This is a genomic window from Paenarthrobacter nitroguajacolicus (assembly GCF_029952445.1).
Lineage (GTDB): Bacteria > Actinomycetota > Actinomycetes > Actinomycetales > Micrococcaceae > Arthrobacter > Arthrobacter nitroguajacolicus_B.
In genome coordinates, this window is record NZ_JAQPPK010000003.1 from 183,129 (window position 1) to 197,681 (window position 14,553).

Annotated in this window: 15 protein-coding genes; 5 read left to right on the top strand and 10 right to left on the bottom strand. The window is 62.6% G+C overall.

The genetic code is table 11. The features are described from left to right. Window positions 1-24: 24 nt before the first annotated feature. Window positions 25-801, bottom strand: coding sequence for an SDR family oxidoreductase (locus PJL15_RS03370; RefSeq protein ID WP_281449796.1), 777 nt, complete (start codon window positions 799-801; stop codon window positions 25-27). Between the two features lie 250 nt (window positions 802-1,051). Between PJL15_RS03370 and PJL15_RS03375 the strand changes: the two genes are divergently transcribed. Both PJL15_RS03375 and PJL15_RS03380 read left to right on the top strand, forming a co-directional pair. After that, window positions 1,052-2,356 carry an MFS transporter gene (locus PJL15_RS03375; RefSeq protein ID WP_281449797.1) on the top strand — a complete coding sequence of 435 codons (1,305 nt, stop codon included), beginning with the start codon at window positions 1,052-1,054 and terminating at the stop codon, window positions 2,354-2,356. A gap of 78 nt (window positions 2,357-2,434) precedes the next feature. After that, on the top strand, window positions 2,435-3,439 hold the full coding sequence (locus PJL15_RS03380; RefSeq protein ID WP_281449798.1) for an alcohol dehydrogenase catalytic domain-containing protein: 1,005 nt from the start codon (window positions 2,435-2,437) through the stop codon (window positions 3,437-3,439). Window positions 3,440-3,533: 94 nt separating this feature from the next. On the opposite strand, the gene PJL15_RS03385 is transcribed toward PJL15_RS03380, so the two are convergent. Both PJL15_RS03385 and PJL15_RS03390 read right to left on the bottom strand, forming a co-directional pair. After that, entirely contained in the window at window positions 3,534-4,352 is an 819-nt protein-coding gene (locus PJL15_RS03385; protein WP_281449799.1) for an alpha/beta fold hydrolase, read from the bottom strand. Between the two features lie 35 nt (window positions 4,353-4,387). Continuing rightward, entirely contained in the window at window positions 4,388-5,830 is a 1,443-nt protein-coding gene (locus tag PJL15_RS03390; protein ID WP_281449800.1) for an MFS transporter, read from the bottom strand. Between the two features lie 220 nt (window positions 5,831-6,050). Here PJL15_RS03390 and PJL15_RS03395 point away from each other — a divergent pair, with 220 nt between their 5' ends. After that, complete coding sequence (locus PJL15_RS03395) at window positions 6,051-6,815, top strand: cyclase family protein (RefSeq protein WP_281449801.1); 765 nt, start codon at window positions 6,051-6,053, stop codon at window positions 6,813-6,815. A gap of 109 nt (window positions 6,816-6,924) precedes the next feature. Here the strand turns inward: PJL15_RS03395 and PJL15_RS03400 are convergent, their stop codons facing one another. The 5 genes from PJL15_RS03400 to PJL15_RS03420 all read right to left on the bottom strand — a co-directional run bounded on the left by PJL15_RS03400 (window position 6,925) and on the right by PJL15_RS03420 (window position 11,763). Further along, complete coding sequence (locus tag PJL15_RS03400; RefSeq protein WP_281449802.1) at window positions 6,925-7,689, bottom strand: SDR family NAD(P)-dependent oxidoreductase; 765 nt, start codon at window positions 7,687-7,689, stop codon at window positions 6,925-6,927. Window positions 7,690-7,720: 31 nt separating this feature from the next. Further along, window positions 7,721-8,809, bottom strand: coding sequence for a 1-phosphofructokinase family hexose kinase (locus PJL15_RS03405; protein ID WP_281449803.1), 1,089 nt, complete (start codon window positions 8,807-8,809; stop codon window positions 7,721-7,723). A 17-nt stretch (window positions 8,810-8,826) separates the two neighbouring features. Further along, window positions 8,827-9,759, bottom strand: a complete 933-nt coding sequence (locus tag PJL15_RS03410) for a transketolase family protein (protein WP_281449804.1) — start codon at window positions 9,757-9,759, stop codon at window positions 8,827-8,829. Further along, window positions 9,756-10,649, bottom strand: a complete 894-nt coding sequence (locus tag PJL15_RS03415; protein WP_281449805.1) for a transketolase — start codon at window positions 10,647-10,649, stop codon at window positions 9,756-9,758. Before PJL15_RS03415 ends, PJL15_RS03410 begins: the two co-directional genes overlap by 4 nt. An 82-nt stretch (window positions 10,650-10,731) precedes the next feature. After that, the gene (locus PJL15_RS03420) at window positions 10,732-11,763 is read right to left on the bottom strand and encodes a zinc-dependent alcohol dehydrogenase (RefSeq protein ID WP_281449806.1); all 1,032 of its coding nucleotides are present in this window, start codon (window positions 11,761-11,763) and stop codon (window positions 10,732-10,734) included. A 168-nt stretch (window positions 11,764-11,931) separates the two neighbouring features. On the opposite strand from PJL15_RS03420, the gene PJL15_RS03425 reads away from it, so the two are divergent. Beyond that, window positions 11,932-12,741 carry an IclR family transcriptional regulator gene (locus PJL15_RS03425; protein WP_281449807.1) on the top strand — a complete coding sequence of 270 codons (810 nt, stop codon included), beginning with the start codon at window positions 11,932-11,934 and terminating at the stop codon, window positions 12,739-12,741. After that, entirely contained in the window at window positions 12,741-13,481 is a 741-nt protein-coding gene (locus PJL15_RS03430) for an IclR family transcriptional regulator (protein ID WP_281449808.1), read from the top strand. Before PJL15_RS03425 ends, PJL15_RS03430 begins: the two co-directional genes overlap by 1 nt. Here PJL15_RS03430 and PJL15_RS03435 read toward each other — a convergent pair. Both PJL15_RS03435 and PJL15_RS03440 read right to left on the bottom strand, forming a co-directional pair. Continuing rightward, on the bottom strand, window positions 13,478-13,876 hold the full coding sequence (locus PJL15_RS03435; protein WP_281449809.1) for a nuclear transport factor 2 family protein: 399 nt from the start codon (window positions 13,874-13,876) through the stop codon (window positions 13,478-13,480). The two genes, PJL15_RS03430 and PJL15_RS03435, sit on opposite strands and share 4 nt — an antisense overlap. 76 nt (window positions 13,877-13,952) lie before the next feature. Then, on the bottom strand, window positions 13,953-14,375 hold the full coding sequence (locus tag PJL15_RS03440) for a hypothetical protein (protein WP_281449810.1): 423 nt from the start codon (window positions 14,373-14,375) through the stop codon (window positions 13,953-13,955). Window positions 14,376-14,553 lie beyond the last annotated feature (178 nt).

The following is a 14,553-nucleotide window of genomic DNA, read 5'->3' on the forward strand; positions in this document are numbered from 1 at the left end:
GCTGAGGCGGGCGGCCCTGTTGTGTTAGCTCAGCATGGAGGCCGGAAGTTCCGGAGTGGCCGCCTGTGTGTTGCTCAGGGACTGAAGTCGGGTGGCAACAACACTGATTTCGGCAATGTTGGTCCGGGGTGGCAGGCTCACGGCGCAGTGCACGGCTTCGGCAATGTCGTCAGGGTGGATGGCCCAGTCACGCACTTCCCGTGGCGGGGGGCTGGGGCGCAGGTCCAGGATGGGGGTGTCCACAATGCCAGGCAGGATGCTGCACACCCGGACTCCGTTGCCGTGCTCATCCCGCGAGGCTCCCCGGGCGAGGCCCAGCAGGGCGGACTTCGAAGCTCCGTAGGCTGCGCCGCTATGGTCCGGCCAGCTCGCGGCGATGCTGGAAATAATGACCACGTCTCCCTGGCGTTCGCGCAATTGATCGAGGGTTGCCGAGAGCAGCGTAAAGACGCCGTAGACGTTCGTTTTCATGATCTGGTCGAAGCTCTCATCAGTGAGCTCGGCCATCCGGCGACCCGGAACGTTGGTCCCGGCGGCGCAGACCAGGATATCGATGGGGTCGGAGCCGGCCAGTTGGGCGGCCAATCCCCTGGCTGCGGCGCTGTCCGAGACATCCAGGGCGTGTGGAACGAACCGGCCGGCCGCCAAGTGTTCCGGGCTGACTTCATTCAAGGCTTCCTGGCGGCGTGCAACTCCGTGTACCCGGGCGCCTGCTGCGAGAAGCCGGCGGACCACGCTGGCCCCGATGCCGCTGCTTGCTCCGGTGACGAGGGCAACCCTGCCCTCAAGGTTCCTGTCCATGGGTCCTCCTTTACGCCGCGGTCCGGCGTTTTCTGGTTGGGAATGGGGCCGGGAGAACTGTGCCACCCTGCCGCTGGATATAAATTATCACTTGACAGACACTTTGTCCGCATGGTGATGTTGATCGCAGAACGTGAGCCGTCCGGCCCACAGCCCGGATTTCCGCGCCCCGCCAGAGGTGCGCACGCCGAGTCCGGGCCACTACCGAGTCCAAGCCACATCACGTGGCTTCCCAACGCGGGAGCATTCAATGACGATTGTTGAGCAGAACGCTGCCAATCAGGGGACCAGCCCCGAGCGGCTGCGTCTTCAGCGCAAATCCTTGCTCGCCACCGGAGTAGGCAACTTGCTCGAATGGTTCGACTGGACCATCTACACCGTTGCCTCGGTCTACATCGCCGGCAGCCTTTTCAGCTCCGGGAACCCTATGTCGGCTTTGTTGAGCACCTTGGCCGTCTTCGCCGTCGGCTTCCTCATGCGCCCCATCGGCGGGCTGGTATTCGGCCCCCTCGCAGACAAGCTGGGGCGGCGAAAAGTGCTGTTGACCACCATGTTCCTGATGGCAGGGGCGAGCCTTGGCATTGCCCTGATCCCGTCCTATGCCGCGATCGGAAGCTGGGCATCCCTGCTGCTCCTGCTTGCCCGCCTCATCCAGGGCTTTGCCCACGGCGGTGAGTCGACGACGTCGTACGCTTACATTGCGGAGATCGCGCCGCCCAAGCGCCGCGGCCTTTGGTCGAGCACTGTCTTCATTGCCGTGGGATCCGGTTCCCTGCTCGCCACGTTCTTCATGGCATTGCTGACGGGCGTGTTAAGCAAGCCGGAGATGATGGAGTGGGGATGGCGGATCCCGTTCGCCGCCGGAGCCCTGCTGGCAGTCGCAGCGCTCTGGCTGCGCCGGGGCATGATGGAAAGCGAGCACGTTCCTGCCGCTCCTGAAGCCAATGCAGCGCCTGCGTGGACCAGGAAGCAGGTGGTCGCTGCCGGCGCGAAGTTGTTCCTGTACGAGGCCGGGGCGACACTGACCTATTACACCTGGGTGACCTCAGCGGCCATCTATGCGATCGGAGTCAAGGGCATGGATCCGGGCCGGGCTTTCGTGATGAGCGCGATTGCCCAGGTGGTCTACATCTTGTTCCTCCCTGTCTCGGGCTGGATTTCCGATCACTGGGGCCGCAAGACCACAACACTGATCTCGCTGGTAGGTATCGCCGCCACCGTCTTCCCACTGTGGGGTTTGATGAACAGCGAGCCGTGGACGTTGTTGGTGGCCCAGACCGCAGGTCTCCTGTTGGTCGCCTTCATCACGGGCTCCAAACCGGCTGCTATCTCGGAACAGATCCCAACCCGGTACCGCACCCGCATATTCGGGGTCTCCATCTCCCTGGGCGTCGCTATTTGCGGAGGCACCGCGTCCTACCTCAGCACGTGGCTCAACTCGATCGATATTGGTTGGGTCTTCAACCTCTACGTCATCGCCGTTGCTGCCGTTTCCACCATTGTGGTCTTGCGGTGGAAGAACAACTCCGGCAAGCCCTTGGACCAGATTCAGTAACTACGACCACTGGATATACAGGCAGTTCCCGGCGGTGCCCCAGGCCCCCGGGAACTGTCGCATTCCGGAAGGAAACAAATGAATTTACCGGCATCAGCACCCGCCGCCGTACGATCATCGACTGCCCCCCGCAGCGTCACCATCAGCATGAAGAAGCTCCCGGTCCCCGGCCAGGGAGAGGTCCTTGTCCGCATCGAATACTGCGGACTGTGCGGGTCCGACCTCCATATCTGGAACGGCGACGACGGCTACGACTGGGTACCCTGCGGCACAACCTTAGGCCATGAAATTGTTGGAACCGTGGTCCGCGGCGGGCATGGATTCAAGGTCGGGGACAGGGTCACCGCCATTGCGCAGTCCGGATGTGGAAGCTGCCCGGCCTGTCTGGAGGACTATGCGAACGGCTGTGAGGGAAAGGTCACCTTGGGGTTGACCCGCGACGGCGGCGCTGCAGCTTTCGTACGGATCCCGGCAGCGCAGTTGCTGGGCGTTCCGGAGGATGTCCCGTCCCATACCGCCGTCCTTACGGAGCCACTATCCGTTGCAGCCCGCGCTGTTGCCGCCCGGGGAGGGGTCACTGCAGAAGACACTGTGGTGGTCAGCGGGCCGGGAACAATTGGCATGCTGGCCGCCCTGGTGTGCCGGTATCTTGGGGCCCGCGTAGTCCTGAAGGGCACGGCGCGCGACGTCGCCGATCGTACTGGTCTCACCGTCCGGCTCGGGTTGGACTTGGTGGAATCAGTGCCCGGAAGTTTCAAACCTACGGTTTGGATCGAAGCAGCCGGCGCCTCGGCTGCCTTGGAGGAAGCAGTCAGTGCCCTGCCGGTCAGAGGCCGCTTGGTGATGGTGGCACTCTACGGCGCGCCCCCTGTGCTTGCGGCCAACGTCGCCGTGCGAAAAGAACTGGACATCATCACGAGCTACAGCTCCCACCGGCCCGACTATGAACTTGCCCTGACCATACTCCTAACGCATCCGGACCTGGGTGAACTGCTGGTTGAGACCGTCCCGCTTGATGATATCGCTGCGGCGTTTGAGAAGGTGGGCCGGGGCGCTGCGCCCAAGGTCGCCGTCGTGCCCTGAGGCGCCAGGCCCTGATGCACTTGGCTGCAGCGGAGAAGGCGGCAAAAGAGAAGGCGGCCGGAACACAGTTCCGGCCGCCTTCTGCGTCGCGTCTTTACCGGCTGAAGAACGCCAGCAGCTTGGGAATGACGGTTGTGGGGTCTTCGAGAATGGGGCTGTGTCCGGTGCCTTCCATCACCATAAGTTCTGCACGGGGCATCCGGTCCACGATTTCCCTGGACCATGCCGGCGGCCGCGCAATGTCCTCTTCACCACAGATCACAAGGGCCGGAACGCTGATTTCAGGAAGGATTTCCAACAGGCTTCCGCGGGCATTGACTCCCGCCAATTGGGGAGCGAGGTTGGTGCCCGCTTCCGCAATGCGTGAGCGCCACAGTTCCATGGCGTCGGCCTGCGCCGGGCTGTTGCGAGTGGTGGGCCCGAACATGATCCGCATGGTTTCCTCGAGGGTTTCCCCGGTGAAGCCCTCTTTCCTGATGTTATCCACCCAGGCAGCCAGTCCAGCGTGCTTTTCCATTGGTTCGGACCGCGCTGAGGAGCCAATGAGTGCCACGGAGTTGAAGAGACGGGGGTTGCGGTGCACTGCGCGCAGTCCCACGTCACCGCCCATTGACTGTGCCAGCAGGTTGATTTCCTTAAGGCCCAGATGCTGGATCAGCTGTTCGATGTCAGCGGCGTGGGTGTCCATGTCCACCAGCGGGGCCTCGACCCTGCCGCTATAGCCTTGGCCGCGAAAATCCGGACTGACTACCCGGAATTTGCCTCGGGCGGCGGCGGTGAAGTCGTCGAACATCCTCCCGTCAAGGAACAGCGAATGCAGGGCGAGGACGACGGGAAGGCCCTCTTCCCCCGTGTCCCGGACGGCCATCGGCATGGAGTTGATGGTGATGGTGGTGAGCGTGGAGTTGGTCATTGTGCCTCCTAGGGTTGCGGTTACTACGACGGCGGTCAGTTGGCCAGGGCGGATGCGTCGGCTGTTTCTTCCTGCCGCGGGAGATCCTGGTTCCTGATTTTGGGGTCTGGAAGGCAGTTCTCCAGCTTCACCAAGGACCTGTCACGCCGCTTGAAGCTGCCTACGCTTTCCCTGGTGAAGAGGATGATCGCCAATGCACCGAGCAGCATGACCCCCGCCATGAAGTAGAGCCCCCAGAGGAAGCCGTCCGGCGAGGAGAAGCCGCCCCCGGCGGCGATGAGTACACCCAGTACCACGGGGCCCAGTCCGCCCAGCATCTGCCCTGTCATGTTGAGCCCGTTGCCCAGGCCGATTGCACCGGGTTCGCTTGAATCGGAAGAGAAGGCATAAAGGATGGGGTAGATACCGTTGGTCGCCATGCCCAGGAAGAGCTGGATGAGGATCAGCCAAATAATGCCCTCGCCGATGAACTGCAGGAGGAATACGCCAACGGCCACCCACACGAAGGTGATGACCAAGGTTGGTTTGCGGCCAATTCGGTCGGACACGCCGCCCCAGACGATCTGGCCGATGCCGCCGGTAAGGGTGAACAGGACGCTGAAGGCCGCGACTTCGGCCAGCGAATAGTTGGCGACGAACGCCAAATACAGCGGGAGCCACAGGGAGATGCCCGTGTAGACAGCCAATGCCAGTCCTGCCGTGATCGAGGTCGTCATCAGGTTCGGATTACGGAAGGCTCGCAGGAGCGCTCCCTTGGGCGGTTTGACGGCTTCTTCTCCGGAGGCTTTCAGCGGCGGGGTCCCGCCCTGCCTGCGGACGGATTCTTCGAATTGGCCGTAGTTCCGGGACGATGAGAACCGCCAGTAGGCCAAAACAACCGGGGCGATCAGTATGACTGGAATGAGCAATGTCCAGCGCCAGTTCTCTGGCCCGAACACGGTGAAGACCAGGGACACGGCGAGGCCACCCAGGAACGTTCCCCAGGGGACTGCGGTATGGTGCAAGCCAACGGCAAAGCCGCGCTTTTCCAAGGGCCACCACTCAGCAACTGCCGTCACCTCGATGGCTTCGCCGGCCCCGCTGAACACCTTGTTCAAGGCTTGGAAGATAAAGAACACGCCAAAGCTTGCAGTCAGGGCACTAATGCCCGTCAGCAACGTGAACACCGTATATGCGGCCAGGATGATCACGTAGCGGTACTTCCGGGCCCAACCGTGCCCGCCGCGGTCGGACCAAACGGTTAACGGAATGGCCAGGAGTCCCTGTGCCACTGTCATGGCCCCGGCGAAGATGCCGATGAGCTCGGGACCCACTTGGAATTCGTTGACGATGGATGGCTGGAGGACGCCGGTGGTCCAGTACCGCATGTTGTCGTTCATGGCCAGCAGCAGCCACAGCAGCAGCATGGCGATCCAAGAGTATTTGTTGGTAGCCAGGCCCGGCAGTTTTCCGGCGCGGGCGTTGAGTGGGGACCTCATTGATCCCGTCCCATGGTTGTCATAAGCGTCTTTGCTCCTCTGGTCTCGTGTCATCGCCCGGCAAAGGGGGCGGAATTTGGGTGAGCGGGTGCCATGCCCCTTCAGTGGGGGGCCGTGAGCGGCATCACCCGTTTACAAATTATTATCTTCTTGTGGACTTGTTGTCTATAAGGCAATAATTTATGAAGAGGCATTGATTTTGGAAACGATCGGAGCGCATATGGAGTCGCTGACAGCAGAGATGGAACGCTTATTGAGCGGGGCGCGATTCATCGACATCTCGCCTGTTTTGAGTACCAGCATGGACGGCTGGCAGAGCCACCCGGAAATCACCATCATCAGTGACTCGAGGAGTCATGAAAAGGACGGCTATTACCTGCAGTTGCTGGTGATGCCCGAGCACGTTGGCAGCCATGTGGACGCTCCGGCCCATGTTCATGAGTCGCTGATGCACCGCACCATCGACACGTTCCCGGTGGACACTCTCCTCCGTCCAGGAAAGAAGATCTCCGCCGCGTCGTTGAATCTCCAACCTGGAGAGCAGCTAACCCTGGGGGCTTTTACCGAGCTCGCGGAGGGCCAAGGCGTCGACGTGCGCGCGGGAGACATCGTGCTGGTTGAGTTTGGCTGGGACAAGCACAAAGATGCGACTGAACCGCCGGCGGCTGCGGAAAATTGGTGGGGTGGAAATGCCCCCGGATTCGCAGAGGATCTGTGTGAATGGTTGGCAAGCGTTGGACCTACGGCTGTGGGAACCGATACCGCTGCGTGCGATATCGCTGTGAAGGACGGCAAGATCCGCAGCTCGTTTGGGCACGACACTTACTTCCTCCCGATGGACATCCTCATCCTTGAAGGACTGTGCAATCTGAACCGGCTCCCTGGAGAGTTCTTTTTCATGGCACTGCCACTGCATATCCGCAACGGGTCAGGGTCGCCCATCAGGGCCGTAGCCGTCTGCCAGCCGGAAACGGATGGTTCCTGACGGCAACGCCTGTTGCTCCGCCGTCGTGCCATTAATCCAGCGTGTCCCAAAGCGCAAAAGAGCCGCAGTCTCCGGAAGTCCGGTGGCTGCGGCCCTCTTGTGTGGTGAGTCAGTCGAATGTCCCGTCGATGGTAAGCCCGCCGTCTACCTTGACCACTTCGCCGTGAATGAACGATGCGTCCGGAGACAGCAGGAAAGCAATCACGGAGGCAATTTCCGATGGTTCCGCCAACCGGCCCAGCGGCGTCCGCCCCAAGAGCGAGGCTTCGCTGAGCGTGCCGTTCCGGAGGCCGCTGCGCACCATCTCGGTGTTCACGTAACCTGGAGCCACCGCATTGACACGAATCCCGTGCTTACCCCATTCGACGGCAAGTGTCCTGGTCAGGCCCAGCATTCCCGTCTTGGCCGTGGAGTAGGCGGAACGGCCGGGGAGTCCGAACGATGAGCCCACGGAAGCGATGTTCACGATCGAACCGTGGCTGGCTTTCAGCAGTGTAAAGCCGGTCTTCGCCATCAGCATGGAACCCGTCAGGTGGATGTCCAAAAGGCGCCGCCACTGAGCGATGTCCAGCTCTTCGGCGGGTTGCCGGAGGATGTTGCCGGCGCAGTTGACCAAGCCGTCCAAACTGGCGGTCTCCTGGGCCACAGAGGCAAAGAGGCCTTCCACGCTGGTCTCGTCCGCTACATCCACGCCGAAACCGAGGTGGGGTGCGTACGTTGGTGCAATGTGGTTGAGTTCCCCGGCGAGATCTTTGGCGGCCCCCTCGTGGAGGTCCGCTAGCAGTACGCGCCAGCCCTTTTCGGCCAAGGTATGCGCTGCGCGGGCGCCGATTCCTTGGGCGCCTCCGGTGATCAGGGCAGTACGTGGGTTCATGATGTGCTCCTTTGTGACATCGGGGTGCGCCTTAGGCCACGCCAAGGCGGAAGTCTTCTTCAGGGTCTTGGACTGACACGGCCGGCGCGCCGGAGAGGCTGCCGAGCGCCGTCGTTGTACGTGCCACGGCCAGGGCGCCCCAGGCAGCAGACCTGGCCAACGCTTTCGAGAAAGACCACGCACGGTTGCGCGGTCCGTCCGGGCCTTGAGGTTCCAAGCAGGCCTCGCTCAGGAATCCGGCCAGGGCGGCGTCTCCGGCGCCTGTTGTGTTGACCACCGGGGTCCTGGGCGCCCGGGCCCACAGAACACCGTCGGGCCCTGATCCGATGAGTCCGTCCGCGCCCATGCTGGCCAGGACCGCCCCGACGCCGGCCCGCCGGAGCGCTTCGGCCGCGCGGACTACGTCGCCGATTGTTGTCAGTTTCCTTCCGGCAAACGCTTCGAGCTCGGGAACGTTGGGTTTGACCAGATCCACGAGCCCTGTGGCGGCCCAGCGGCACAGGTCAGGGCCGTTGACGTCCAGGCAGACCTTGGTGCCGGCAGCCCGCGCCTCACGAAGGAGCCAATCAAGATCGGCCGGTTGGCCATCCTCCGTGAGAGGCAGGGCGCCTGCGACCACAAGCCAGTCGGCATCCAATGCCAGGACCTCCCGCAGCGTCGCTTCGCAAATGGACCACCATTCCCGCAGGGGAAGAATTCCAGGGCGCTGGTTCGCATTGGTTGTGGTGCCTCGGGAGTCCACCAGCACCGTGTTAACCCGGAAAGACGTGGAAACGGGAACGGTTGCAACCGGGGCTGACACCGACTGCAGAAGTGCAGCCTTGGTCCTGTCCGCTTCGCTGGCAGGGATCACGGCCATGGTGGGGTTGCCTGCCAGCTTGAGGGTGCGCGCAACGTTAATGCCGTTGCCGCCCAAGCCCTCCTCGACGGCGGTCGCACGGTTGACGGTGCCGGGAACCAGGTCCGTGAAAAAGTACACGCGGTCAACAACGGGCGACGGCGTCAGGGTCACCACCCGCTGCTGGCGCAACCGTGATGGGGCGGGCGTAATGGGGTGGGCACCACCACGGGACCGGTAGACCAGACCGCCGCGGATGGTTCTGTGGGTGAGGCTGCTCATGTTGTTTGCACCTGCGGCTAGTCGTCGGCCAGGGCGTGCCGGACCTGCTCGGCCACCCGCTGGGCTGAGAGGCCGTATTTGTCCAGCAGGTAGGCATTGGGCGCCGACTCGGACCAAGAATCCGCCAGACCCAACCGGGTGACGGTTTTTCCCAAGGTGGTGCTGGTTACCAATTCGCTTACCAGGCCGCCGAGGCCTCCTATGATGCTGTGCTCTTCGATAGTGAAGATCGGTGCTGATCCGGAGAGCGCGGACAGGAGAGCGGCTTCGTCGACGGGTTTCAGGCAGGGAACGTGAAGGACGCGGACTTCGAGTCCTTGTTCGGTCAAGAGCTCCGCGGCATCCATCACCCGTGAAGTCTGAACACCCGTGGACACCAGAATGGCGTCGCTTCCTTCGCGCAGTACGTGAACTGCTCCGGGGTTGAAGGCGTGGCCGGGATCGAAGACGTCGGCCACCGCGTCGCGGGCGAGCCGGAGATAGACCGGACCGTCGTAGCCCGCCGCCCAGCGGATCGCTGCCTCGGCTTCAGCCGCGTCGGCAGGGGCGATGACCGTCATACCGGGCATGGCTCGCATGATCGCTAGATCTTCGATGTCCTGGTGCGTTTTGCCGCTGCTGCCGTTGAGGAGGCCTGCATAGGAAGCCGCAATCTTCACGGGTGCACCGGTTTGGGACACGAGCATACGGATAGGGTCCAGGGCACGGTGGGTCAGGAAGACCCCGAAAGTGGAGAGCCAGGGCCTGTAGCCAAGCGTTGATAGGCCAAAGGCCACACCTACCATGTTTTGCTCGGCGATGCCGATCTCAAAAAAGCGGTCCGGGAATGCGTCTGCGAACAGGTCGGCCTTGGTGGAGGTGGCTAGGTCGCCGTCTACCAGGACCACCCGGTTGTCGCTACGGGCAAGGTCCACCAGGGTCTGGCCCCAGACATCGCGTTGTGCTTTCACTTTGCTTCTCCTTCGAATGCCTGGCCGAGTTCAGCAGCGGCGATGGCCAGCTGTTCCGGGGTGGCAACCCCGTTGTGCCACTTGTAGGTTCCCTCAGCGAAGGAGATGCCCTTGCCCTTGGTGGTCTTTGCAAGGATCACGGTCGGCTTGCCCGAACAGCGGGCCGCGCGGACCTGGTCGAAGGCTGCCTGGATCTCATTGAATTCGTGTCCGTTGATGCTGACCACGTTCCACCCGAAACCATCGAAAACGCCCTCAAGGTCCACCCCTGCCCAGGGGTTTGAGCGGTCAAAGCGGTCGCCGTCCTCCGTGACGGGCCACCCGTATTGCTGGAGCCCGTTCAAGTCGATGATTGCGGTGAGGTTATCCAGCTTGAAGCGCCGGGCTGTGTGGACTGCCTCCCAAACCATTCCTTCTTCCAGCTCTCCGTCGCCCAGCATGACCCAGGTGTGGAATCCGGCCCCGAGCTGCTTGGCCGCCATAGCTATCCCTGCCCCCGCCGAAAGGCCCTGGCCCAGCGACCCGCTGGACGAGTCGACCCCCGGTGTCAGTTTCATGTCCGGGTGCCCTTGGAGCCGGGAACCGCCCTGATCGAATGTGGCCAGTTCCTCCAGAGGGAAGTAACCCCGCAGGGCCAGTACGGCGTAGAGGCCGATCGCGCAATGTCCTTTCGAGAGGATGAAGCGGTCCCTCGCGGGATCCTGCGGTTGTTGGGGGTCGATGGCGAGCTCATTGAAGTAGAGCGACACCAGCAGGTCCATGGCGGAGAGTGGGCCGCCGATGTGACCGGCCTTGGATTTGGCGACGGTTTCGACGACATGCCAGCGGCCGGCGGCTGCCAGTTGCTGGAGTTCGGCCGTGCTGGTCCGGGTTGCGTTTGTGTTTGACATGACTTGTCCTCGTTGATCGTGTCAGCAGGTCTGTACTCAATTATTATCGTGAAACGGACTACATGTCCATAAAATGATAAAACTAGTTACTCTTGATGAGGACCTTGACGGCACCCGAGCCGGAACGCGCCTCTGCGAAGGCGTGCGCTACGTCGGCAAGCGCATACTCCGAGACGGGAATGTCGGCCAAGGGCAGCGCGCCGCGGCTGATCAGCTGGACGGCTCCGGCGAAATCCTCGGGTTCATAGACACGCACCCCGATGATTTCCTGCTCGGCGAAAGCCAGTTCGCGCAGGTCCACCTCCTCCGGGCCGTGATGAACGGCCACAATGACAATCCGACCCCGGACGGGTGCCACTTCGGTGAGGCGCGGGGTGACGCTCCGGTGGCCCGCGCAGTCGAAAACGACGTCGGTGCTGCCGTCGTTATGCAAGCGGGCTACGGGCGCCTGGTCGGGGGTAAGGGCGGTGAGCCCGAGCGACTCGACCACTTGCCGGCGTCGTTCGCTCGGTTCGACTATGCCAACCACCACGGCGCCCGCGTGCCGCGCGACCAGTGCGACCAGAATCCCGATCGGTCCTGCGCCGAAGATCAGTACGCGATCCTGGGTGGCAACCCGCGCCCGATGCACAGCGTGCACGGCCACCGCGAGCGGCTCTGCGAGGGCGGCCTCCCTAGCGGGAACCGGGCCTGCAAAGGGTGTGATGTTCGAAATTGGCACTGCCATGAGTTCTGTCATCGATCCTGGAGCATCAATGCCCAGTAGCCTCAGGTTCCGGCACGCGTGGGGAAGTTCCATCGCGCAGGCTCCGCAGTTGCCGCATGGCAGGAGGGGGTTGACTGCCACCATGGTGCCTGCCGGCAGGCCGCTGCCACCAGGCTGCTCGATGATCCCGGTCATCTCGTGTCCCATGACCAGGGGCAGTGCAACGCGGGGATGTGCGCCATCGACAATCGGAAAGTCTGATCCGCAGATGCCTGTGTAGGTGATGCGGACCAAGGCCTCGTCGGGTCCTGGTTCTGGTGGCGACACAGGCTGAATGGCAAATTGACCCGGTCCTGTGAGAACTGCCGCACGGCTTTTTGTGGCTGCGGGACTGGTGATGGTGGACATTGCAACTCCTTTTGCGGGGGCGGCTTGGGGTGACGGTATTCTAAATTATCAGTCACCAAACATTGTGTCCATCATGCGATAAATTGAGAAGATCACCGTGCTTGCGTCGCGGGGCGCGCCTTCCGTATCGTGAGTCATGGTCTTTGTCCGCTACGTGAGAGGTTTCCAATGTCGGAAGCAACAGACCCAACTGGTGGAATGAACCTCGTCACCAAGTCGGCCGCTGTGCTCCAGGCGATCGCCGACGCCGGTGAACTTACGGTGGGCGAGCTGGCGGAACGCACCGGCGAACCAGCGAGTTCGTTGTACAGGCTGCTGTCGACGCTCCAGGCAATCGGTTGGGTTGAGGATGGCTCGCGTCGTGGAAAAACGCGGCTAGGCATCGATTTCATTCGCCTGGGGGCCAAACTCGAAGCCCAACTGGATTTGCGGGAGCTGGCACGTCCCGAGCTCGAAAAGCTGCACGCGGCGACGGGCCAGACGGCATTCCTCTGTATCCGCAGGGACCTTCGGGCAGTGTGCATCGACAGGATCGACGGCCTTGACGTGCAGATCCACAATCTCAGGTTGGGTGAATCCATGCCCTTGGGACAGGGTGCAGCGCCCAGGGCCATCCTGGCGTTTGAATCGGATGAACTGGTGGAGCGTTACTTGCGGGAGCTTCCCGAAGACGAATTCTTCGGACCTGTGGCGAAGAACGCCGACGATCTCCGCCGCCGTCTTAAAGAAACAGCGGCCGACGGCGTCGCCGTTGCCCACAGCGACTGGGGCCAGGGAATCGGCGGCGTTGGAGCTCCGATCTTTAACCACGCCGATGAGGTTGTCGGGGCCTTATCCATCAGTGGCCAAACCCACAGGTTGTTTCACACCGGATACGACCCGGTGGAAATGGTCGTGTCAGCCGCCGCGGCGGTCAGCCGCGCACTGGGAGCTACCAGCAGGTCACACCTCCCCGCCAAAGAAAGTGTGCGCGCCTGATGTCTTCCAAGCCCATAAAAGTCATGGCCAACAGTGCCGATCTGCTGAATGCACTGGCAGATAAAGGACCCTTGGGCGTCGCGGACATTGCCGATGCCATCTCCATGCCGCGGCCCAGCGTCTACCGTCTCCTGGATGCGCTGGCCCACGTAGGCCTCATCACGGTGCGGCAGGACGGGCGCGCCCAACTTGGCACCGGGATCCTTCACCTCGCCTCCGCGGCCCTCAGTGGAATTCCGGAAGTCGCGGCGGCACGCACCGCGATGCAGCGGCTCAACGACCTGACCGGCCAAACCGTTTACCTCTGTGCCCTCCGGGACAGGCGCGTAGTTTGCCTGGACTGGGTCGAGGGCACCAAGGTCACCCTGATGTTGCTCAAGCCTGGCGAAAGCCTCCCGCCCCATGCCGGTGCGACGTCCAGGGCGATACTGGCTTACGACGAATCCCTTCGGAGCAAGGTTTTGGAGGCTGCGCCATTCCGGGAATTCACACCCCAAACACTCACCAGTGCCAAGCAACTGGAAGACGATGCCGCTCGGATCCGTGAGCGTGGCTACAGCGTTTCCGACCAGGACGTGACCGTTGGTGTTGCCGCGCTGGGTGTGCCGTTGTTCGACTCGAACGGCCTCCTGCGGGGAGCCCTCTCCGTGGCCGGGCTGCGGGACGACGTTTTGCCTCACCAGGCTGAGTTTGCCGTCCTGCTGCGTGAAGCAGCGGACGAAGTCTCGGCGAGGCTCTAGCCGCCAACGGTATCCGCGTGCCGGTGCACGACCTTCCACTGGTCGTGTTCGCGCCTGTAGACCTGGGTAGCCCGCAGCACATAGCTGCGGGCTTCGCCGTTAACAGAGGTTGTGGTGTGCTCCAGACCGACGGTGTAGGCCAGGTCACCAACGACGTCATAACTCTGGAGCTCGAACTCGTAGGACACAAAGTCTGAGAAGCTCTCCGCCAAATGCTTGAAGAGGTCGTTCAAGGCGAGCTGTCCCAGGGCATTCCTCCACGCACCCAGCACGCTGACGGGCTCGTTGCGCGACCAGATGGCGCGGCGGGGTTCCGGATCGCCGCTATGAAGGGCGATCTCCGCGTGACGGAGATCGGACGTCACCCAGGCCAGGAAATCTTCACGGTCGGTCATACCGACAGTATGCGCTCGCGCCGCATGGATGTGGCCGGTTCTTTTCGGGGAGGCTGTTCCTGGAGCGACTTGCGGGCTAGTGGTTGCCTTGGACGCCTGACCGGTTCCAACTGACCACCACCCGGGAGGCGCCTTCTTCAGTCCGCTCGATGTTCGTCACGATTTCCGCGTCGGTTGCGCCCATGTTCCGGATCTGCTGCTTGTAATCCTCGATGCGGGCCGCCAGGGACTCTTCGGTCCATTCGCCCGGCCGCATGCGGGTGGAGATTTCCACGGGCTCGGTGGGAACTACGAGCTCCTGGGGCTGGACGTCATCCGGGACGCTCTCGGTGGGACGTACAGGTTCTCCCTCGGGGGCCAGTATCCGCCAGGCAAAAGCGCCTCCGGCGATGCCGGCCAAGAGCCCTGCGAAGACCAACCAGGCGGCGCGGCCGCGCTTGGGGCGCGCGTCCACTCTTGGCTTCAGGCGCTTCGATGTACTTGCAGTTCGTCGTGCCATGGGAAGAATCGCCTTCCAGTTTGTTTGCCGTACGTCAGCCGGTGCTTTCCTAGCTTGCCACAGTATCGCCGCACCTGCGGGTGGTTTGGCCGTAGCGGGGCCAGGGAAGCGAGCCTGTGGCTACTCTGCATAAACAGTCAGATAATGAAGGCAGGGCACGGCAAGCAGGGTACGTGCC

Excerpts from the sequence above, each read along its gene's own strand:
- PJL15_RS03415 (WP_281449805.1), bottom strand. The coding sequence starts at position 10,649 with ATGTCAAACACAAACGCAACCCGGACCAGCACGGCCGAACTCCAGCAA.
- PJL15_RS03405 (WP_281449803.1), bottom strand. The coding sequence starts at position 8,809 with ATGAGCAGCCTCACCCACAGAACCATCCGCGGCGGTCTGGTCTACCGG.
- PJL15_RS03440 (WP_281449810.1), bottom strand. The coding sequence starts at position 14,375 with ATGGCACGACGAACTGCAAGTACATCGAAGCGCCTGAAGCCAAGAGTG.
- PJL15_RS03375 (WP_281449797.1), top strand. The coding sequence starts at position 1,052 with ATGACGATTGTTGAGCAGAACGCTGCCAATCAGGGGACCAGCCCCGAG.
- PJL15_RS03435 (WP_281449809.1), bottom strand. The coding sequence starts at position 13,876 with ATGACCGACCGTGAAGATTTCCTGGCCTGGGTGACGTCCGATCTCCGT.
- PJL15_RS03385 (WP_281449799.1), bottom strand. The coding sequence starts at position 4,352 with ATGACCAACTCCACGCTCACCACCATCACCATCAACTCCATGCCGATG.
- PJL15_RS03425 (WP_281449807.1), top strand. The coding sequence starts at position 11,932 with ATGTCGGAAGCAACAGACCCAACTGGTGGAATGAACCTCGTCACCAAG.
- PJL15_RS03370 (WP_281449796.1), bottom strand. The coding sequence starts at position 801 with ATGGACAGGAACCTTGAGGGCAGGGTTGCCCTCGTCACCGGAGCAAGC.
- PJL15_RS03380 (WP_281449798.1), top strand. The coding sequence starts at position 2,435 with ATGAATTTACCGGCATCAGCACCCGCCGCCGTACGATCATCGACTGCC.
- PJL15_RS03390 (WP_281449800.1), bottom strand. The coding sequence starts at position 5,830 with ATGAGGTCCCCACTCAACGCCCGCGCCGGAAAACTGCCGGGCCTGGCT.
- PJL15_RS03430 (WP_281449808.1), top strand. The coding sequence starts at position 12,741 with ATGTCTTCCAAGCCCATAAAAGTCATGGCCAACAGTGCCGATCTGCTG.
- PJL15_RS03420 (WP_281449806.1), bottom strand. The coding sequence starts at position 11,763 with ATGTCCACCATCACCAGTCCCGCAGCCACAAAAAGCCGTGCGGCAGTT.
- PJL15_RS03400 (WP_281449802.1), bottom strand. The coding sequence starts at position 7,689 with ATGAACCCACGTACTGCCCTGATCACCGGAGGCGCCCAAGGAATCGGC.
- PJL15_RS03395 (WP_281449801.1), top strand. The coding sequence starts at position 6,051 with ATGGAGTCGCTGACAGCAGAGATGGAACGCTTATTGAGCGGGGCGCGA.